Below are 16,199 nucleotides of genomic sequence, written 5' to 3' on the forward strand. Positions count from 1 at the left end.
CCCTTCGACAAGCTCAGGGCGAACGGGAGGAGGCTAGGGCTGGCCTGCCGCCGCCTCGGGACCCTGCGGCGTCGCGTGGAGCAGCGAATCGCCGCCCAGCGTGCGGTATAGCGTCACCAGGTTGCTCGCCTGCACCAGCCGGGTGGCCACCAATGTGCGCCGCGCCGAATAGAGCGAGCGCTGCGCGTCGAGGCTCGACAGGAAGGTGTCGATCCCGCCGCGATAGCGCGCCTCGGTGAGGCGGAAAGTGTCGGCCGCGGCGTTCGCCTGCGCCTCGGTCGCGCGGAGCTGCTCGGTGATCGTCCCGCGCCGCGCCAGCGCATCGGCGACTTCGCGGAAGGCCGACTGGATCGCGCGCTCGTATGTCGCGACCGCCGCGTCGCGCTGTGCCTCGCTCAGCCGCACGTTCGCGCGGCCGGCGCCCGCGTTGAAGATCGAATAGTCGCCGCTGGCGCCCGCGGACCAGTTGAACCCGTCGCCGCTGAACAGCCCGGTCAGCGCGTTGCTCGCGAGCCCGAGCAGGCCGGTGAGCGAGATGCGCGGGAACAGGGCCGCCCGTGCCGCGCCGATCTCGGCATTGGCGGCGCGCAGCTGATATTCGGCCTGCACCACGTCGGGGCGGCGGAGCAGCACGCTCGAATCGAGCCCGGCGGGCAATTCGGCGATCGTCGGCGCGGCCTCGTCGAGCGAGGCGGGGAGCAGCGCCGGATCGATTGGCGCGCCGACGAGCAACTGGAGTGCGTTGACGTCCTGCGCCAGTGCGGTGCGCTGCTGGGCAAGGTCGGCGCGCGCGCCCTCGAGCACCTGCTCGGCCTGGCGCAGGTCGGTGCGCGGCGCGATCCCGCCCTCCAGCCGCGCGCGCGTCAGGCGGACGCTGTTCTCGGCATTGGCGGCAGTGTCCTGGGCGATCTTGAGCAGGCTCGCATCGGCCGCATAGGTCAGCCAGGCATCGGCGATGTCGCCGACGAGCGTCAGCCAGGTCGCGCGCGCCCCGGCCTCGGTCGCGAAATAGCGGTTCTGCTCGGCATGGGTGAGCGAGGCGACGCGGCCGAACAGGTCGAGCTCGAAGCCGGTGATCCCGGCATCGGCGGTGAAGCGCGTGCGTGCGTCCGACGAGGTCGTGGTCGATCCGCTGCTGCTGCTTTGCCCGCCTGACACCGTGGCGCCCGCGCCGGCCGCGACCTCGGGCAGCCGATCGGCACGCTGGATGCGATATTGCTCGCGCGCCGCGCGGATGTTCGCGGCGGCGAGGCGCAGGTCGCGATTCTCGGCGAGCGCCTGCGCGATCAGCTTCTGGAGCCGCGCGTCGCGGAAGATGTCGCGATACGTGACCGCGGGCAGCGCCGCCTCGCTGTTCGCGAGATAGGCGTCGCCGACCGGCCAGGACGGCGGCACCAGCGCCGCCGGCTGGACGTATTTCGGCCCCATTGAGCAGCCGGCGAGCATCGTCGCGGCAAGGAACGATGCGGCGCGCTTCATGCCGTGGCCTCCGGCGGCTGGCGGCGTGCGCGCAGCGCCTTCAGCCCGTCGCGCACCCCGCGGCGGACCAGCACGAAGAACAAGGGGATGTAGAAGATCGCCAGGATCGTCGCGGTCAGCATGCCGCCGATCACCGCGGTGCCGATCGCGATGCGGCTGTTCGCGCCCGCGCCGGTCGAGATCGCGAGCGGCAGCACGCCGAAGATGAAGGCGAGGCTGGTCATCAGGATCGGCCGCAGGCGGATGCGCGCCGCCTCGATCGCCGCGTCGATCACGCGCTTGCCTTCCTTCTCGGCACGCTCGGCGAATTCGATCATCAGGATCGCGTTCTTGGCGGCGAGACCCATGGTGGTGAGCAGTCCGATCTGGAGATAGACGTCGTTCTCCAGTCCTCGCAGCGTCACCGCGAACACCGCGCCGACGAGGCCCAGCGGGATCACCAGCAGCACCGCCACCGGGACCGACCAGCTCTCGTACAGCGCCGCGAGGCACAGGAACACGACGAGCAGCGACACCGCGTAGAGATACGGCGCCTGCCCCGAGGACAGCCGCTCCTGGAAGGAGAGGCCGGACCAGGCCACGCTGGTGCCCGGGATCTGCGCCGCGAGCGCCTCCATCTTGCGCATCGCCTCGCCCGAGCTGGTGCCCGCCGCCGCCTGGCCCTGGAACTCGAACGAAGGAATGCCCTGGAAGCGCGACATCGTCGTCGGCGCGGTCGCCCAGCTCGTCTGCGCGAAGGAGGAGAAGGGCGCCATCTGGCCGTTGCCGGAGCGTACGAACCATTCCTCGATATTATCGGGCCGGGCGCGGAACTGCGCGTCGCCCTGGACATAGACGCGCTTCACGCGGCCGCGATCGATGAAGTCGTTGACGTAGCGACCGCCCCAGGCGGTCGACAGCGTGGAATTGACGTCGCTCTGAGCGAGGCCGAGCGCGGCGAGCTTCTGCTGGTCGATATCGACTCGGAGCGTGGCGACATCGGGCAGGTCGGACAGGCGCACCTGGGCGAGCTCGGGATCGCTGTTGGCGGCCGCGAGCAATTTGTCGCGCGCGGCGAGGAACTGCTCGCGCGACATGCCGCTGGCATTCTGCAGCTGCATGGTGAATCCGCTCGACTGGCCGAGCCCGCGGATCGCTGGGGGCACCAGAGCGAAGACCTGCGCGTCGCGGAAGTTGCGGAACGCCGACGATGCGCGCTGGACGATCGCGTCGGCGGAATTCTCCTTGCCCGGGCGCTCGGACCAGTTGGCGAGATTGATGAAGCCCTGGCCGGTATTCTGCCCGCTCGCGGCGGCGCCCCCGCCGCCGGTGACGGTGAACATCGTCGCGGTGTTCTTGCCTTCCTGCTCCATGAAATAGCGTTCGATCGCCTTCTGCACTTCCTGCGTGCGGCTCTGGGTCGCGCCCGCGGGAAGGCGGAACTGCACCGATGCCGCACCCTGGTCCTCGGTCGGCAGGAAGCCGGTGGGCAGCCGCGTGAACATCAGCACCAGCAACAGGCACACGGCGGCATAGATCAGCAGGAACAGCCACTTGCGATTCACTACCGTGGTGACCCCGCCGATGTAGCGCTGGACGCCGGCATCGAAGCCGCGGTTGAAGCCGTCGCGCGCGCGGCCGAAGAAGCGGCCGATCGCGGGGAAGCGCCGCTCGACCCAGCCGTGATGCTCCTCGCTCTTCTTCTTGAGCAGGGTGGCGGTGAGCGCGGGCGTCAGGATCAGCGCGACCAACACCGACAGCACCATCGCCGAGACGATCGTCACCGAGAATTGCCGGTAGATCACGCCGGTCGATCCGCCGAAGAATGCCATCGGCAGGAACACCGCCGAGAGCACGAGCGCAATGCCGACCAGCGCCATCTGGATCTGGTCCATCGACTTGATCGTCGCCTCGCGCGGGGAGAGCTCGGGGTCCTCCTCCATCAGGCGCTCGACATTCTCGACCACGACGATCGCGTCGTCGACGAGCATGCCGATCGCGAGCACCAGCCCGAACAGAGTCATCGTGTTGATCGAGAAGCCGAGCGCGTAGAAGACCGCGAAGGTCCCCAGCAGCACCACCGGCACCGCGATGAACGGGATCAGGGTCGCGCGCACGCTCTGCAGGAAGATGAACATGACGATCACGACGAGGATGATCGCCTCGACCAGCGTCTTCACCACTTCCTCGATCGAGAGCTTGATGAACGCCGTCGTGTCGTTGGCATAGGCGTATTTGAAGCCGGCCGGGAAGCCGCGCGAGATCCGCTCGACTTCCGCCTTGACCAGTTCGGCGGTCTCGAGCGCGTCGGCGCCGGGGGAGAGGCTGACCGCGATGCCGGCGCCCGGATGGCCGTTGACCCGGCTGACCGCATTGTAGCTTTCGGCGCCCAATTCGACTCGCGCGACGTCCTTGAGCAGCACCTTGGCGCCGCTGGTCTCGGTCTTGACGATGATCTGCTCGAACTGCGCGGGGGTCTGGAGGCGCGACTGGGCGGTGACGGTCGCGTTGAGCATCTGCGTGCTCGGCTGCGGCTGGCCGCCGATCTCGCCCGCGGCGACCTCGGTATTCTGGTTGGTGATCGCGGTGATCACGTCGCTCGGCATCAGCGAATAGCTCGCCAGCCGATCGGGGTTCAGCCAGATCCGCATCGCATAGGGCGCGCCGAACACGTTGGTGTCCCCCACGCCCGGGGTGCGCGCCAGCGTGTCCTGCATGTTCGACGCCATCCAGTCCGAGACGTCCTGGTTGGTGCGCTTGTCGGTCTCGTCATAGACGCCGACGATCAGCAGGAAATCGGGGTTGGACTTGGTGACGCGCAGTCCCTGCTGCTGCACCTGCTGCGGCAGGCGGGACAGCGCCTGCTGGACCTGGTTCTGCACCTGGACCTGCGCGATGTCCGGATCGGTTCCCTTCTCGAAGGTCGCCGAGATCGTCACCTGCCCGCGCGAGGTCGAGGAGGAGTTGAAGTAGATCAGCCCGTCGATTCCGCTCAGTTGCTGCTCGATGATCTGCGTCACCGAATTCTGCACTGTTTCCGCCGAGGCGCCGGGATAAGTGGCGCGGACGTTGACCTGCGGCGGCGCGACGTCGGGATATTGCGCGATCGGCAGCGACATGATCGCGCCGACGCCCATCAGCATGACGATGATCGCGATCACCCAGGCGAAGATCGGGCGATCGATGAAGACGCGGGACATGCCGGCTCAGCCGCCCTTCTTCGCCGCGCCGCTTTGGCCGGCCTTGGTCGCCTCGATGCGCTGCGGCGTGGTGTAGGGGACCGGACGGACCTCGGCGTCGGGGCGGAGATTGGCGGTGCCCTGCACGATCACCTTGTCGCCGGCGGCGAGGCCCTGGGTCACCACCCAGTCCGCGCCGAGCGTGCGTGCCGCGACGACGGTGCGCGCCACCGCCCGGTTGCCCGGGCCGACGACATAGACCGTGGCGTTGCCGCGCGGATCGCGCGACAGCCCGGCCTGCGGCACCAGGAACGCCTGGGTGTCGATCGCCTGCGCGAACGAGGCGCGGACGAACATGCCCGGCAGCAATATACCCTGCGGATTGGGGAAGCGCGCGCGCAGCGTGACCGTCCCGGTATTCTCGTTGACCATCACTTCGGCGAACTCGACCGTGCCGGTCTGGCTGTATTCGCTGCCGTCCTCGAGCTTGAGCCGGACGACGGCGCTCGTGGGGACGAGCCCGCCCTTGGCCAGCGCCTTGCGCAGCGCGAGCATGTCGGCGCTCGATTGCTGGATGTCGACGAAGATCGGATCGAGCCGCTGGATCACCGCCAGCGGATCGGCCTGGCTCGCGGTGACCAAAGCGCCCTCGGTGACCAGGGAGCGGCCGATCCGTCCGGTGATCGGGGCCGGGACGCGGGTGAAGCGCAGGTTGATCTGCGCGGTGCGCAGCTGCGCGCTGTTTTGCGCGACCGCCGCCGTCGCCTGGCGCGCCTGCGCCGCGGCGTCGGTATAGTCCTGCTGGCTCACCGCCTCCATCTTGGCGAGCGGGCGATAGCGATCGGCGCGGACGCGCGCGGCCTCGGCATTGGCGCGCGCGCTCTGCAGGTTGGCCTGCGCCTCGGACGCCTGCGCCTGGTAGAGGCTCGGATCGATCTGGTAGAGCGTCTGGCCCGCGCGGACGATCGAGCCTTCGGTGAACATCCGGCGCTGGACGATGCCGGCGACCTGCGGCCGCACCTCGGAGGTCTGGAACGCCGTCACCCGGCCCGAGAGCTCGGTGACCATCGGAACGTTGCTCGGCTGCACCACGACATAGCCGACCTGCGCGGGGCCGGCGGCGCCCTTCTTCTGGGCACTGCCGCCGCTGCCGCTGCAGGAAGTGACGAGGAGGGCCGCGGCAACAAGCGCCGCGCAGGATCCACCGGGAAGGTTCGAAAGGTTCAGATTCAATTCGCAGACCCGCTCATAGCGCCCTCGGGCAGGCGCAGTTCAGTTCCGTAGCTTGCCCATATGACAGACGGCCGCGCGGCTTCTAGCGAAGAAATGTATCAGAGTGTGTCAGCGATAGTCCCGATATGCGAAAGGCCGCTCCCCTAGGGGAACGGATACTCCGCGTGGGGGGAGGATCGGGTCCGCCGGAATAAGGGTTTTCGTTTTCTCGCCATCGCCCTAGAAACCCGCGCGAAATGGCACGTATCGAAACCCCCAAGCGCATCCGGGGCACCCAGGACATCTTCGGCGACGAGCAGCGGCGCTTCGCGCATGTGCTCGACACGTTCGAGCGCGTCCGCCGGCTCTATTGCTTCCAGCGGCTCGAGATCCCGATCTTCGAGGCGACCAATGTGTTCGCCCGCTCGATGGGCGAGACCTCGGACGTCGTCTCGAAGGAGATGTACACTTTCGAGGACCGCGGCGGCGATTCGATCACCCTGCGCCCCGAATTCACCGCCGGCATCGCCCGCGCCTACATCACCGAGGGCTGGCAGCAATATGCGCCGCTCAAGCTCGCCACCGCGGGCCCGGTGTTCCGCTACGAGCGCCCCCAGAAGGGCCGCTTCCGCCAGTTCCACCAGATCGACGCCGAGATCATCGGCGCGGCCGAGCCAGCGGCGGACGTCGAACTGCTCGTCCTCGCCGATCAGTTGCTCCACGAGCTCGGCATCGCCGAGGGGGTGACGCTCCAGCTCAACACCTTGGGCGACGCCGCGACGCGCGATGCGTGGCGCACGGCTTTGGTCGCGCATTTCGAGGCGCATCGCGACGCGCTGTCCGAGGACAGCCAGGTCCGGCTCGACAAGAACCCGATGCGCATCCTCGATTCGAAGGATCCGCGCGACCGCCCGATCGCTGACAGCGCGCCCGATATCGACGCGTACCTGACCGAGGAGGCGGCCGCCTTTTTCAAGGCGGTGACCGACGGCCTCGACGCGGCCGGGGTGAAGTGGACCCGAAACAGCCGCCTCGTCCGCGGGCTCGATTATTATCGCCACACCGCGTTCGAGTTCGTTACCGATCGCCTCGGCGCGCAGGGCACCGTCCTCGCGGGCGGGCGCTATGACGGGCTGATCGGCTCGCTCGGCGGGCCCGAGACGCCGGGCGTGGGCTGGGCGGCGGGCGTCGAGCGGCTGGCGATGCTGATCGGGGAGCCGGCGGTCGAGCGGCTCGACGTCATCATCGCCGTCGAGGACGATCGCGCTATTGGCGATGCTATCCGTACGCTCAAGGCATTTCGGATGGCGCAGCTTTCTGCCGACATGATCGCAACCGGCTCGCCGCGGAAGCGGTACGACAAGGCCGCCAAGGTTTCCGCCAAAGTGCTCGTGTCGTTCAATTGGAAGGACGACAAAGTCGTGGCGAACACGCGCTCGGCATCGCCTTCGGAAGTGCACCGGCAAGTAGAGCAAGTCCTGCAGCAGCTCGGAGGAGCTGGGGCATGATCCACTCCGTCATCCCGGCGAAAGCCGGGACCTCGTGCAGCATGCTGCTCGCGGGCAGCGCGTCTCCTGAGGCCCCGGCTTCCGCCGGGGTGACGGGTTCCCCGTCATGACCTCCATCCCCGCAGACCGCATCGCCGCGATCGAGGCGCGGCGCGACGAATTGCAGGCGCTGATGGCGACCGGCGACCTGTCGGGCGACCGCTTCGTCCAGGTCTCCAAGGAATATGCCGAGCTCGAGCCCGTCGCGCAGGCGGCGGGCGAGGTACGGCGGCTGCGCGCCGAGGCGGGATCGCTCCAGCACATGACGCAGGACGCCGACGAGGAGCTCCGCGCCCTGGCGATCGACGAGCTCCGCGCCAATGAGGAGGCGCTGGCCGCCGCCGACCGCAGGCTCGCGCTGGCGCTGCTCCCGCGCGACGCCGCCGACGAGCGCGCCGCGATGCTCGAGATCCGCGCCGGCACCGGCGGCGACGAAGCCGCGCTCTTCGCGGGCGACCTGTTCCGCATGTACCAGAAATATGCCGAGGGGCAGGGCTGGAAGGTCGAATTGATCTCCTCCTCGGCCTCCGATTCGGGCGGGTTCAAGGAAGCCATCGCCTCGGTCGAGGGCAAGGGCGTGTTCGCGAAGCTGAAGTTCGAGAGCGGCGTCCACCGCGTCCAGCGCGTGCCGGTCACCGAGGCGGGCGGGCGCATCCACACCTCCGCCGCCACCGTCGCGGTGCTGCCCGAGGCCGAGGAAGTCGACGTCAAGATCGACGACAAGGACCTCCGCATCGACATCTATCGCTCGTCGGGTCCCGGCGGCCAGTCGGTCAACACCACCGATTCGGCGGTGCGCATCGTCCACATCCCCACCGGCCTGGTGGTGATCCAGCAGGACGAGAAGTCGCAGCACAAGAACAAGGCCAAGGCGATGAAGGTGCTCCGCACCCGCCTCTACGAGCAGGAGCGCGAACGCCTCCACGCCGAGCGCGCCGGCGCGCGCAAGTCGATGGTCGGCTCGGGCGACCGCTCCGAGCGCATCCGGACGTACAATTTCCCGCAGGGCCGGGTGACCGACCACCGCATCAACCTGACCCTCCACCGCCTGCCCGAGATCCTCGAGGGCGAGATGGACGAGCTGGTCGGCGCGCTGATCGCCCAGGACGAAGCCGACCGGCTGGCGCAGCTGGATGGGTAGCGAAGCCCCTCCCCTTCAGGGGAGGGGTTGGGGGTGGGGGATGTCTCATCGAGACTGTCGCCCGCGGACAGGCCCCACCCCAACCCCTCCCCTGAAGGGGAGGGGCTTATGATTCGCTCCGCGCTCGCCGAGGCCACACAACGCCTCGCCCCGGTCACCGACACCCCCCGCCTCGACGCCGAGCTCCTGATGGCCCACGCCCTCGGCGTCTCGCGCCAGGACCTGCTCCTCCGCCATCTCGACGAAGCCGTTCCCGACGCCTTCGAGCCGCTCCTCCAGCGCCGTCTCGCGCACGAGCCGGTCGCCTATATCACCGGCAGCCGCGCCTTCTGGACGATCGAGCTCGCGGTGGGCCCCGGGGTGCTGATCCCGCGGCCCGACAGCGAGACGCTGATCGAGGCGGCGATCGAGCATTTCGATGAGCGCGTGCCGGCCCGCATCCTCGATCTCGGCACCGGGCCCGGCACCCTGCTTCTCGCCGCGCTCGACCAATGGCCCGAAGCGAGCGGGCTGGGCGTCGACGTTTCCGAACGGGCGCTCGCTTATGCCCGCACCAATGCCGAACGCCTGGGCATGGCCCATCGCGTCGAGTTCCGAACCGGCAACTGGGCGGAAGGGCTGGAAGGCCCGTTCGACCTGATCCTCGCCAACCCGCCCTATATCGGCACGCACGAACCGCTGCCCGCCGAGGTCCGCGAGCACGAGCCCGCCTCGGCGCTCTTTGCGGGAATCGACGGCCTCGACGACTATCGCCGCATCGTCCCCGATCTCCCGCGGCTGCTCGCCCCGGGCGGCGCGGCGGTGCTCGAGATCGGCTGGACCCAGGCCAGGGCCGTCTCGGCGCTGGCGCTCCAGCAGGGTCTGTTGCCCGCGGTCCACAGCGATCTCGGGGGACGTCCCCGCGTGGTACTACTTACTTGAAACCGGGCACCCCGTGCCCCATATTTCCTCTTGGAGATTGGTGCTCCACGGGCTAAGACAGCGCCGGGGCGAGGCACTTTCAACCAAGTCGTTGAAATAAGGGGCTACGGCCCACTCCATGGTCATGTGAGCCGTTGCAGTCCGACGGCCGTGGCGAGGCGGAAGCGCCGGCAGGGCGCTGTCCGCAAGTGTAACGTGCATCCGGGACCCCGAATGGATCGACGGACGGCTTAAGTAGACAGGACATACAGACCTTGATGAACAATCGTCAGGCTAACAACGGTCGCCGTCGCGGCCGTGGCGGTCAGCAGCGCCAGGGTGGCAACCCCAACCAGGGCAATGGCAACCGCATCGACAATCGTGCGCGCGGCAACGCGGCGCAGCTTCTCGAGAAATACAAGAACCTTGCTCGCGACGCGCAGATGCAGGGCGATCGGGTCAACGCCGAATATTATCTCCAGTTCGCGGATCACTATTTCCGGGTGCTGAGCGAAAGCCGCTCGCGCTTCGAGGAGCAGAATCCGAACCAGCGCCAGCCCCGCCCGAGCAACGACATCGACGGCGACGACGAGGATTTCGAGTTCGAGGCCGAGGGCAATCGCAGCGACGAATCGCGCGACGACCGCCCGCAGCAGCGCGAGCCGCGCTACGAGCGTGAACCCCGCCAGGACCGCGAAGCCCGCCGCGACCGCGACGATCGCGAGCCGCGCCAGGATCGCGAATTCCGCCAGGACCGCGAACCGCGCCAAGATCGCGAGCCCCGCGAAGGACGCGACCGTGACGGCCGCCGCGATCGCCGCCCGAACGGCAACGCCAACGGCTATGCCAATGGTCACCAGGCCGAGGCGCAGGAAGCGCCGGCTCCCGAGCTGTTCGCCGAGCAGCGCGACGAGGAGCGTCCGGTGCGCGCCGCCCGCGGCCGCGGCCGCCCGCGCCGCGAGGAGGCCGAGGCCGATGCGCCGCAGGGCATCGACGCCGCGATCCTCCCGCCGGCCTTCGGCACGGAGGCGAGCGCCGCCAACGATGCCGACGAGGCGCCCAAGAAGCCGCGCCGCCGCCGCACCAAGGCCGACGACGCCGAAGTTCCGCCGGCCGCCTGATATCTTCCGCGACGGGCTGGCCCTTCGCGATCAACCTGCTAGCATCCTCTCCTGAGACGGCCTTGGGGGAGGATGCTTTGCGTTTGACGGCTCTCGTTCTGGCGGCGGCGCTCCCGTGCGCCGCGCACGCCCAGACCGCCACCGATTCGCCTTCCGAAAGCCGGACGGCTCAGGGCGACGTCGCGGTCACGATCTACAACAACGATCTCGCGCTCATCCAGGACAAGCGCATGCTCGCGCTTCCCTCGGGGCGCACGCGGCAGGAGTTCGCCGACGTCTCCGCCGCGATCCGGCCCGAGACGGTGACGCTCGCCGCCGCCAACACCGCGATCGTCGAGCAGAATTTCGATTTCGACCTGCTCACTCCGCAGAAGCTGATGGACAAGGCCGTTGGCCAGACCGTCACGCTCGTGAAAACCAACCCGGAGACCGGTGCCGAGAGCAGCGAGAGCGCCCGCGTCCTCGCCAATAATGGCGGCACCGTCGTCCAGGTCGGCAATCGCATCGAAGTGCTCAACGGCACGCGGCGCGTCGTCTTTTCCTCGCTGCCGCCCAATCTCCGCGCACGGCCGACGCTCTCGGTGACGCTCGACAGCGGCGCCGCCGGCCCGCGCCCGGTCACGCTCAACTATCTGTCGAGCGGATTCGGCTGGAAGGCCGATTATGTCGCCTTGTTCGACGAGGGCGCCGGCAAGATCGACGTGCAGGGCTGGATCACGCTCACCAACACCACCGGCACCAGCTTCCCCAACGCGACGACCCTGCTGGTCGCGGGCTCGCCCGGCAGCGACGGGGGCTCGCGGCCGCGTTATGGCCGGAACCCGTCGCGCGCGATTCCCGGCAACGCGCCGGGCACCGAGACCGCGCGGCGCGAGCAGCTCGGCGACTTCTACGTCTATCCGCTCAAGGAGCGCACGACGATCGCCAACGCCCAGCAGAAGCAGGTCGGCTTCCTCGACGTCGCGGGCGTGCCCGCGGGCAAGGCCTATTTCTATCGCAACGGCTGGCTCGATACCTCGGACGAAGCGAAGAGCGCCGACACGGTGTTGCGTTTCTCCTCGTCGCGCGACGGCGGGCTGGGCGATGCGCTCCCCGCCGGCACGGTGCGCGTCTATATGCGCGACGCTCGCGGCCAGCCGCAGTTCATCGGCGAGAGCAATATCGGCCACACGCCCATGGGCTCGCGGCTCGCGCTCAAGACCGGCGAGGCGTTCGACGTCAAGGTCCAGCCGACGGTGGTCAAGCGCGAGCGGCTCGGCGGCGGGGATCGCTGGCGCACGACGATGCACTACAAGCTCACCAATGCGCGATCGCAGCCGGTTACGGTCGAGCTCGCCCAGGCGGGGCTCGACAGCTGGTGGGACGACACTCGCATCGAGAGCGAGAGCCTGAAGAGCGACCGGACCAATTCCGACGAGGCGCTGTGGAAGGTCGAGGTGCCTGCCAATGGCGAGGCGTCGCTCGACGCCGTGTTCATCACGCGCTTCTGACGATGCGGCTCTTCCGCCTCGTGGCGGCGTGCGCCGCGGCGATGCTCGCGACGGCGCCCGCCTCGGCGCAGGTCGTGACGTCGCCGGGGCCGGACAACGTCTCGGTCACCATCTATCGCGAGCCGAACCGCAGCCCCTCGGCGGAAATCGATCTGCGTTGGCTGAGCGGCTATGCGCTCGTCACCGAGAAGCGCACCGTCGCCATCCCCGCCGGGCGCGCGGTGATCCGTTTCGAAGGCGTCGCCGGCGGGATCCTCCCCGAGAGCGCGATCGTCACCGGCCTGCCGAGCGGCGTGCGCGAGAAGAATCTCGATGCCGATCTGCTCGCGCCCTACAGCCTCTATGCGCGCCATGTCGGGCGGCCGGTGACGATCCGCCGCACGATCAAGGGCAGGAGCGTCGAGGAGCGTGCGATCCTCCGCTCGGGTCCCGACGGCGCCGCGATCCTCCAGACCAAGGAGGGGTTCATCGCCGTCGGCTGCGGCCCCTCGCGGGACGAGATCGTCTATGATTCGGTGCCCGAGGGGCTCACCGCGCGGCCGACCCTGTCGGTCGAGACCGATTCGCCGCGCGCGGGCAAGGTGACGCTGACGCTCTCCTATCTGGCATGGAACTTCGACTGGCAGGCCAATTATGTCGCGACGATGCGGTCCGACGGCCGGACGGCGGACCTCCTCGCCTGGGTCACGCTCGCCAATGGCGATGTCACCAGCTTTGCCGATGCCGAGACGATGGTCGTCGCCGGGCGGCTCAACCGCGAGGACAACGGGCGCGCCGACGGTCCCGAGGGCCGGTCGCTCCAGGTCACTTGCTTCCCGCGACCCGTCGCCGAACCGATGCTCATGAGGATGAAGCGGATGGAATCCCCGCCCGCGCCCGCGCCGATGGCCGCCATTGCCGAGGACGCAGAGAGCATCGTCGTCACAGGCTCGCGCATGGCGAAGCAGGAGGAACTGGGCGACCTCAAGCTCTATCGCATTCCGGATACGACCACCGTCGCGGCGATGAGCCAGAAGCAAGTGATGATGTTCGACAAGAAAGCGGTGCCGGTCGACGTTCTCTACCGGACACAGGTCTGGGGCGGCGGGGCTGGTGAAGTCCGCCTCGCGCTCCGCGCGCAGAACCGCAAGGAGAAGGGGCTCGGCATCCCGCTCCCCGCCGGCCGCGTCGCGGTGTTCGAGCCCTTGGGCGAGCGCAGGCTGTTGGTCGGCGAGGCGTCGCTCGACGACAAAGCGGTCAGCGAGGAGGTCCAGCTCGAGATTGCCGAGGCGACGCAGGTCACCGCCGATGTCGCCACGGGCAAGGAGGGAGACGATTGGGAGGACCAGATCCTCACCGTCACCAACGCCAACCCGCATCCGATCCGGTTCGAGGCCGAGTTCCAGCGCGACGACGGTTACAAGCTGACGCAGATGTCGGCGCGGCTCGGCCGCCATAACGGTAAGGATGTCTGGTCGGTCGAGGTGCCCGCCAACGGCTCGGCGACGCTGCGCTACCGCAAGGTCGATGTCGACGATTAGTCGCCGATATCAACCTCGCCCTTGAGCGGGTCTTCGACGCGTTCGTCATGCCGGGTCCCCGAGCTCAGGAACATCAGCCCCATCAGGGCCGCGGCGAGCATCATCGTCAGGAAAACGCCGAGGAAGGTCGCGCTCGCGGTGACGAAGTTGAGCTCGCCGAGCCAGAGGTAGAGCACCAACTCGGCAAGCCCTGCGGTGAGCAATGCGACGAGCGCCATACCCTTGAGGATCCGCCGGAATCGTCCCCAGGCGAAGGCGGCATATTCCGGGTCGTCGAGATCGTGCCGCGGCGTGCGCATGGCTTTGCAATTGGGTGCGAATCATGGGAGAAACAACCGCCTGAACCCGAAAGCGGAGACATGCGATGACCATCGCGGCAATCCTGGGGGGAAAAGGGCCCGACGTGGTGTCGATCGCCGGCGATCGCACCGTGGCCGAGGCGGTGGCTTTGCTCGCCAGCCGCCGGATCGGCGCCGTTCCGGTGATGGACGGCGAGCAGGTGGCGGGCATCTTCTCCGAACGCGACGTGATCTACTGCCTCGAGCGCGAGGGCGCCGGGGCGCTGGACCACAAGGTGCGCGACGTGATGACCACGCCCGCGCTCACCGTGGGCCCCGACGAATCGGTGCTCGGCGCGCTCGCGCTGATGACGCGACGGCGGGTTCGCCATCTCCCCGTGATCGAGCGCGGCAAGGTGATCGGCTTCATCTCGATCGGCGATCTGGTGAAGTACCGGATCGAGCGGATCGAATCCGAGGCCGAGGCGATGCGCGCCTATATCCAGGCGGTTTAGGGTCCGCTCAGCCGCGCCGGTTGCGGACCAGCGCCACCACTTCGTCGAGCGTGTCGCGCGCGAACAGCGCCAGCCAGCCGCCATAGGCCGCGACTCCCGCGGCGGTGAGCAGCACGAGCTCGGCCAGCGCCGGCATCGGCGGCAATATGCGCGCTAGCAGCGAGACGATCACCGCCATCCCGGTCGCGGCGATCACCGGCGACGCGAGCCCGTCGGCAAGATCGCGCAGCCGCACCCCGATCACCGGCAACGTCCGCCAGGTCGAGATCGCTAGGTAGAGCGGATAGGCGGCGAACCATGCCGCGACCAATCCCATGATCCCCCAGTGCACGCCGATCAGGAATGAAGTGGGCAGCAGGATCGCGCCGGTCGCGCCATTCTGCGCGCCGATCCCGGGCCGCCCGCAGGCGTCGCTCGCGGGCGAGTAGAGCGTCTGCAGCGTCATCATCGGCATGGCGAGCGCCAGCCAATGGACCACCGGCGCCGCCTCGATCCATTTGGGCCCGAGCACCACTTCGACCAGCGGTCGCGCGGTCACCGCGAGCCCGAGATAGAAGGGCATGGCCACGACGAAGATGATCCGCGCCGACTTGACGAACGCCGCCGCCATCGCGGCGCGGTCGTCCTTGATCCGCGCATAGGCCGAGAAGGCGACTTCGTTGAGCGGCGGCACGAACTTCGAGACGAAGATCTGCGTGAGGAACAGGCTGGTCGTGTAGATGCCCAGCCAATGCGGGTCGAACAGCCGGCCGGCGATGAACACGTCGGCCTGGCTCTGGAGGAACCAGAAGATCTGCCCCGCCGCCATCACCCCGCCATAGCGCGCGATGTCGCCCGCGCCGCGGAAGTCGAAGCTCGGCCACATCAGCGAGTTGGCTGCCCAGGTCATGCCGATCGCACGCACCGCGAACAGGGCGATCGGCGCCGCCACCAGCGTCCACACGCCGAGCCCGCCCCAGGCGCCGCCCAACGCGACGAGCGCGCCCGCGATCCCCGAGACGAAGTTCACCTTGGCTTGCTTGCGGAAGTCCATCGCGCGCGCGAGCAGCGCATAGGGGAGGGCGATGAACGGCGTCGCGACGTAGAGCAGCGCCTGGACGCGCAGCAGATCGGCGACCATCGGCTGGCGGTAATAGGCCGCGGCGAAGGGGGCGCAGGCGAATTGCACCGCGCCGAGGGCGAGGTTGAGCAGGATCAGCATCCCGAACAACTGGCGCTGCGCGTGCCTGCTCGCATCGCCGCGCTGGATCAGCGCGCTCGCCAGGCCATAGCCATTGAGCATGTTGAGCAGGACCAGCACGACCTGCGTCATCGCGAACAGCCCATAATCCGAGGGGCTGAGCACGCGAATCACGACGAAGGTCGAGCCCCAGGTGAGCAATTGCCCGAGAATCTGCGTGCCCGAACGCCAGATCACGGCGCTGCGCACCTGGTCCTTGAGCGATTCGAGCCCCTGATTCGGGCTATGGGCGGTTGATTCGGTCACGGGAGCTTCATGCCCCGACACCTGTTGAGATGGCGTAAAGCACGGTTTTCCGCGGGTTTCGGGCGGGATTTCAAAAAAGTGACAGAAAGCGCCGAAACGCTGTTGACCGAATCAAAAGCCAGGCATAGAAGCCGCTCCACCGCAGCGATTGTCCACACGGAACGGCGACGCGGTCATCAAAAACCAGGCGCACAGGTCGCCCCGAGAAAAAGGGGATGGCTAGGGCGTCGGTCTTTTGCGCTCTTTGACATAGTGATTTAGATGAAGGGACATGTGGGCGGCGGCTCCTGGTCTCGTGGCCTCAGGGCGCGAGTAATCAGGTTAAGCAACAAGCTGCTCGTACATGTCCTTT

Annotated in this window: 12 protein-coding genes; 7 read left to right on the forward strand and 5 right to left on the reverse strand. The window is 68.3% G+C overall.

Annotated elements, in window-relative coordinates; all coding sequences use genetic code 11:
• Window positions 1-33: 33 nt before the first annotated feature.
• The 3 genes from MT490_RS12325 to MT490_RS12335 are packed head-to-tail and all read right to left on the reverse strand — an operon-like array spanning window position 34 to window position 5,870.
• Entirely contained in the window at window positions 34-1,479 is a 1,446-nt protein-coding gene (locus MT490_RS12325) for an efflux transporter outer membrane subunit (RefSeq protein ID WP_297387945.1), read from the reverse strand.
• Window positions 1,476-4,658 (reverse strand): efflux RND transporter permease subunit, encoded by a 3,183-nt coding sequence (locus tag MT490_RS12330; protein WP_297387948.1) that lies wholly within the window; start codon window positions 4,656-4,658, stop codon window positions 1,476-1,478. The genes MT490_RS12325 and MT490_RS12330 overlap by 4 nt, the downstream gene beginning before the upstream one ends.
• A gap of 6 nt (window positions 4,659-4,664) precedes the next feature.
• The gene (locus MT490_RS12335) at window positions 4,665-5,870 is read right to left on the reverse strand and encodes an efflux RND transporter periplasmic adaptor subunit (protein WP_297387950.1); all 1,206 of its coding nucleotides are present in this window, start codon (window positions 5,868-5,870) and stop codon (window positions 4,665-4,667) included.
• A 236-nt stretch (window positions 5,871-6,106) separates the two neighbouring features.
• On the opposite strand from MT490_RS12335, the gene hisS reads away from it, so the two are divergent.
• From hisS to MT490_RS12365, 6 genes are all read left to right on the forward strand, one after another.
• Complete coding sequence (gene hisS / locus MT490_RS12340; RefSeq protein ID WP_297387952.1) at window positions 6,107-7,357, forward strand: histidine--tRNA ligase; 1,251 nt, start codon at window positions 6,107-6,109, stop codon at window positions 7,355-7,357.
• Between the two features lie 106 nt (window positions 7,358-7,463).
• Entirely contained in the window at window positions 7,464-8,537 is a 1,074-nt protein-coding gene (prfA, locus tag MT490_RS12345; protein ID WP_297387955.1) for a peptide chain release factor 1, read from the forward strand.
• A gap of 108 nt (window positions 8,538-8,645) precedes the next feature.
• Window positions 8,646-9,458 (forward strand): peptide chain release factor N(5)-glutamine methyltransferase, encoded by an 813-nt coding sequence (gene prmC, locus MT490_RS12350; RefSeq protein ID WP_297387958.1) that lies wholly within the window; start codon window positions 8,646-8,648, stop codon window positions 9,456-9,458.
• 257 nt (window positions 9,459-9,715) lie between these two features.
• A complete protein-coding gene (locus tag MT490_RS12355; RefSeq protein ID WP_363321746.1) occupies window positions 9,716-10,558 on the forward strand; it encodes a DUF4167 domain-containing protein in 843 nt (280 codons plus the stop codon).
• 77 nt (window positions 10,559-10,635) lie between these two features.
• Window positions 10,636-12,048 carry a DUF4139 domain-containing protein gene (locus MT490_RS12360; RefSeq protein WP_297387963.1) on the forward strand — a complete coding sequence of 471 codons (1,413 nt, stop codon included), beginning with the start codon at window positions 10,636-10,638 and terminating at the stop codon, window positions 12,046-12,048.
• A gap of 2 nt (window positions 12,049-12,050) precedes the next feature.
• On the forward strand, window positions 12,051-13,568 hold the full coding sequence (locus MT490_RS12365) for a hypothetical protein (protein ID WP_297387966.1): 1,518 nt from the start codon (window positions 12,051-12,053) through the stop codon (window positions 13,566-13,568).
• On the opposite strand, the gene MT490_RS12370 is transcribed toward MT490_RS12365, so the two are convergent.
• Window positions 13,565-13,867, reverse strand: coding sequence for a hypothetical protein (locus MT490_RS12370; RefSeq protein WP_297387969.1), 303 nt, complete (start codon window positions 13,865-13,867; stop codon window positions 13,565-13,567). The two genes, MT490_RS12365 and MT490_RS12370, sit on opposite strands and share 4 nt — an antisense overlap.
• A gap of 65 nt (window positions 13,868-13,932) precedes the next feature.
• Here MT490_RS12370 and MT490_RS12375 point away from each other — a divergent pair, with 65 nt between their 5' ends.
• Window positions 13,933-14,361 (forward strand): CBS domain-containing protein, encoded by a 429-nt coding sequence (locus MT490_RS12375; RefSeq protein ID WP_297387971.1) that lies wholly within the window; start codon window positions 13,933-13,935, stop codon window positions 14,359-14,361.
• Between the two features lie 7 nt (window positions 14,362-14,368).
• Here MT490_RS12375 and MT490_RS12380 read toward each other — a convergent pair whose 3' ends face one another.
• Window positions 14,369-15,847: a lipopolysaccharide biosynthesis protein gene (locus MT490_RS12380; protein ID WP_297387975.1), complete on the reverse strand. Its 1,479-nt coding sequence runs from the start codon at window positions 15,845-15,847 to the stop codon at window positions 14,369-14,371.
• Between the last annotated feature and the right edge of the window lie 352 nt (window positions 15,848-16,199).

The sequence above is a fragment of the Sphingomonas sp. genome (assembly GCF_026460985.1).
Taxonomy (GTDB): Bacteria; Pseudomonadota; Alphaproteobacteria; order Sphingomonadales; family Sphingomonadaceae; genus Sphingomonas.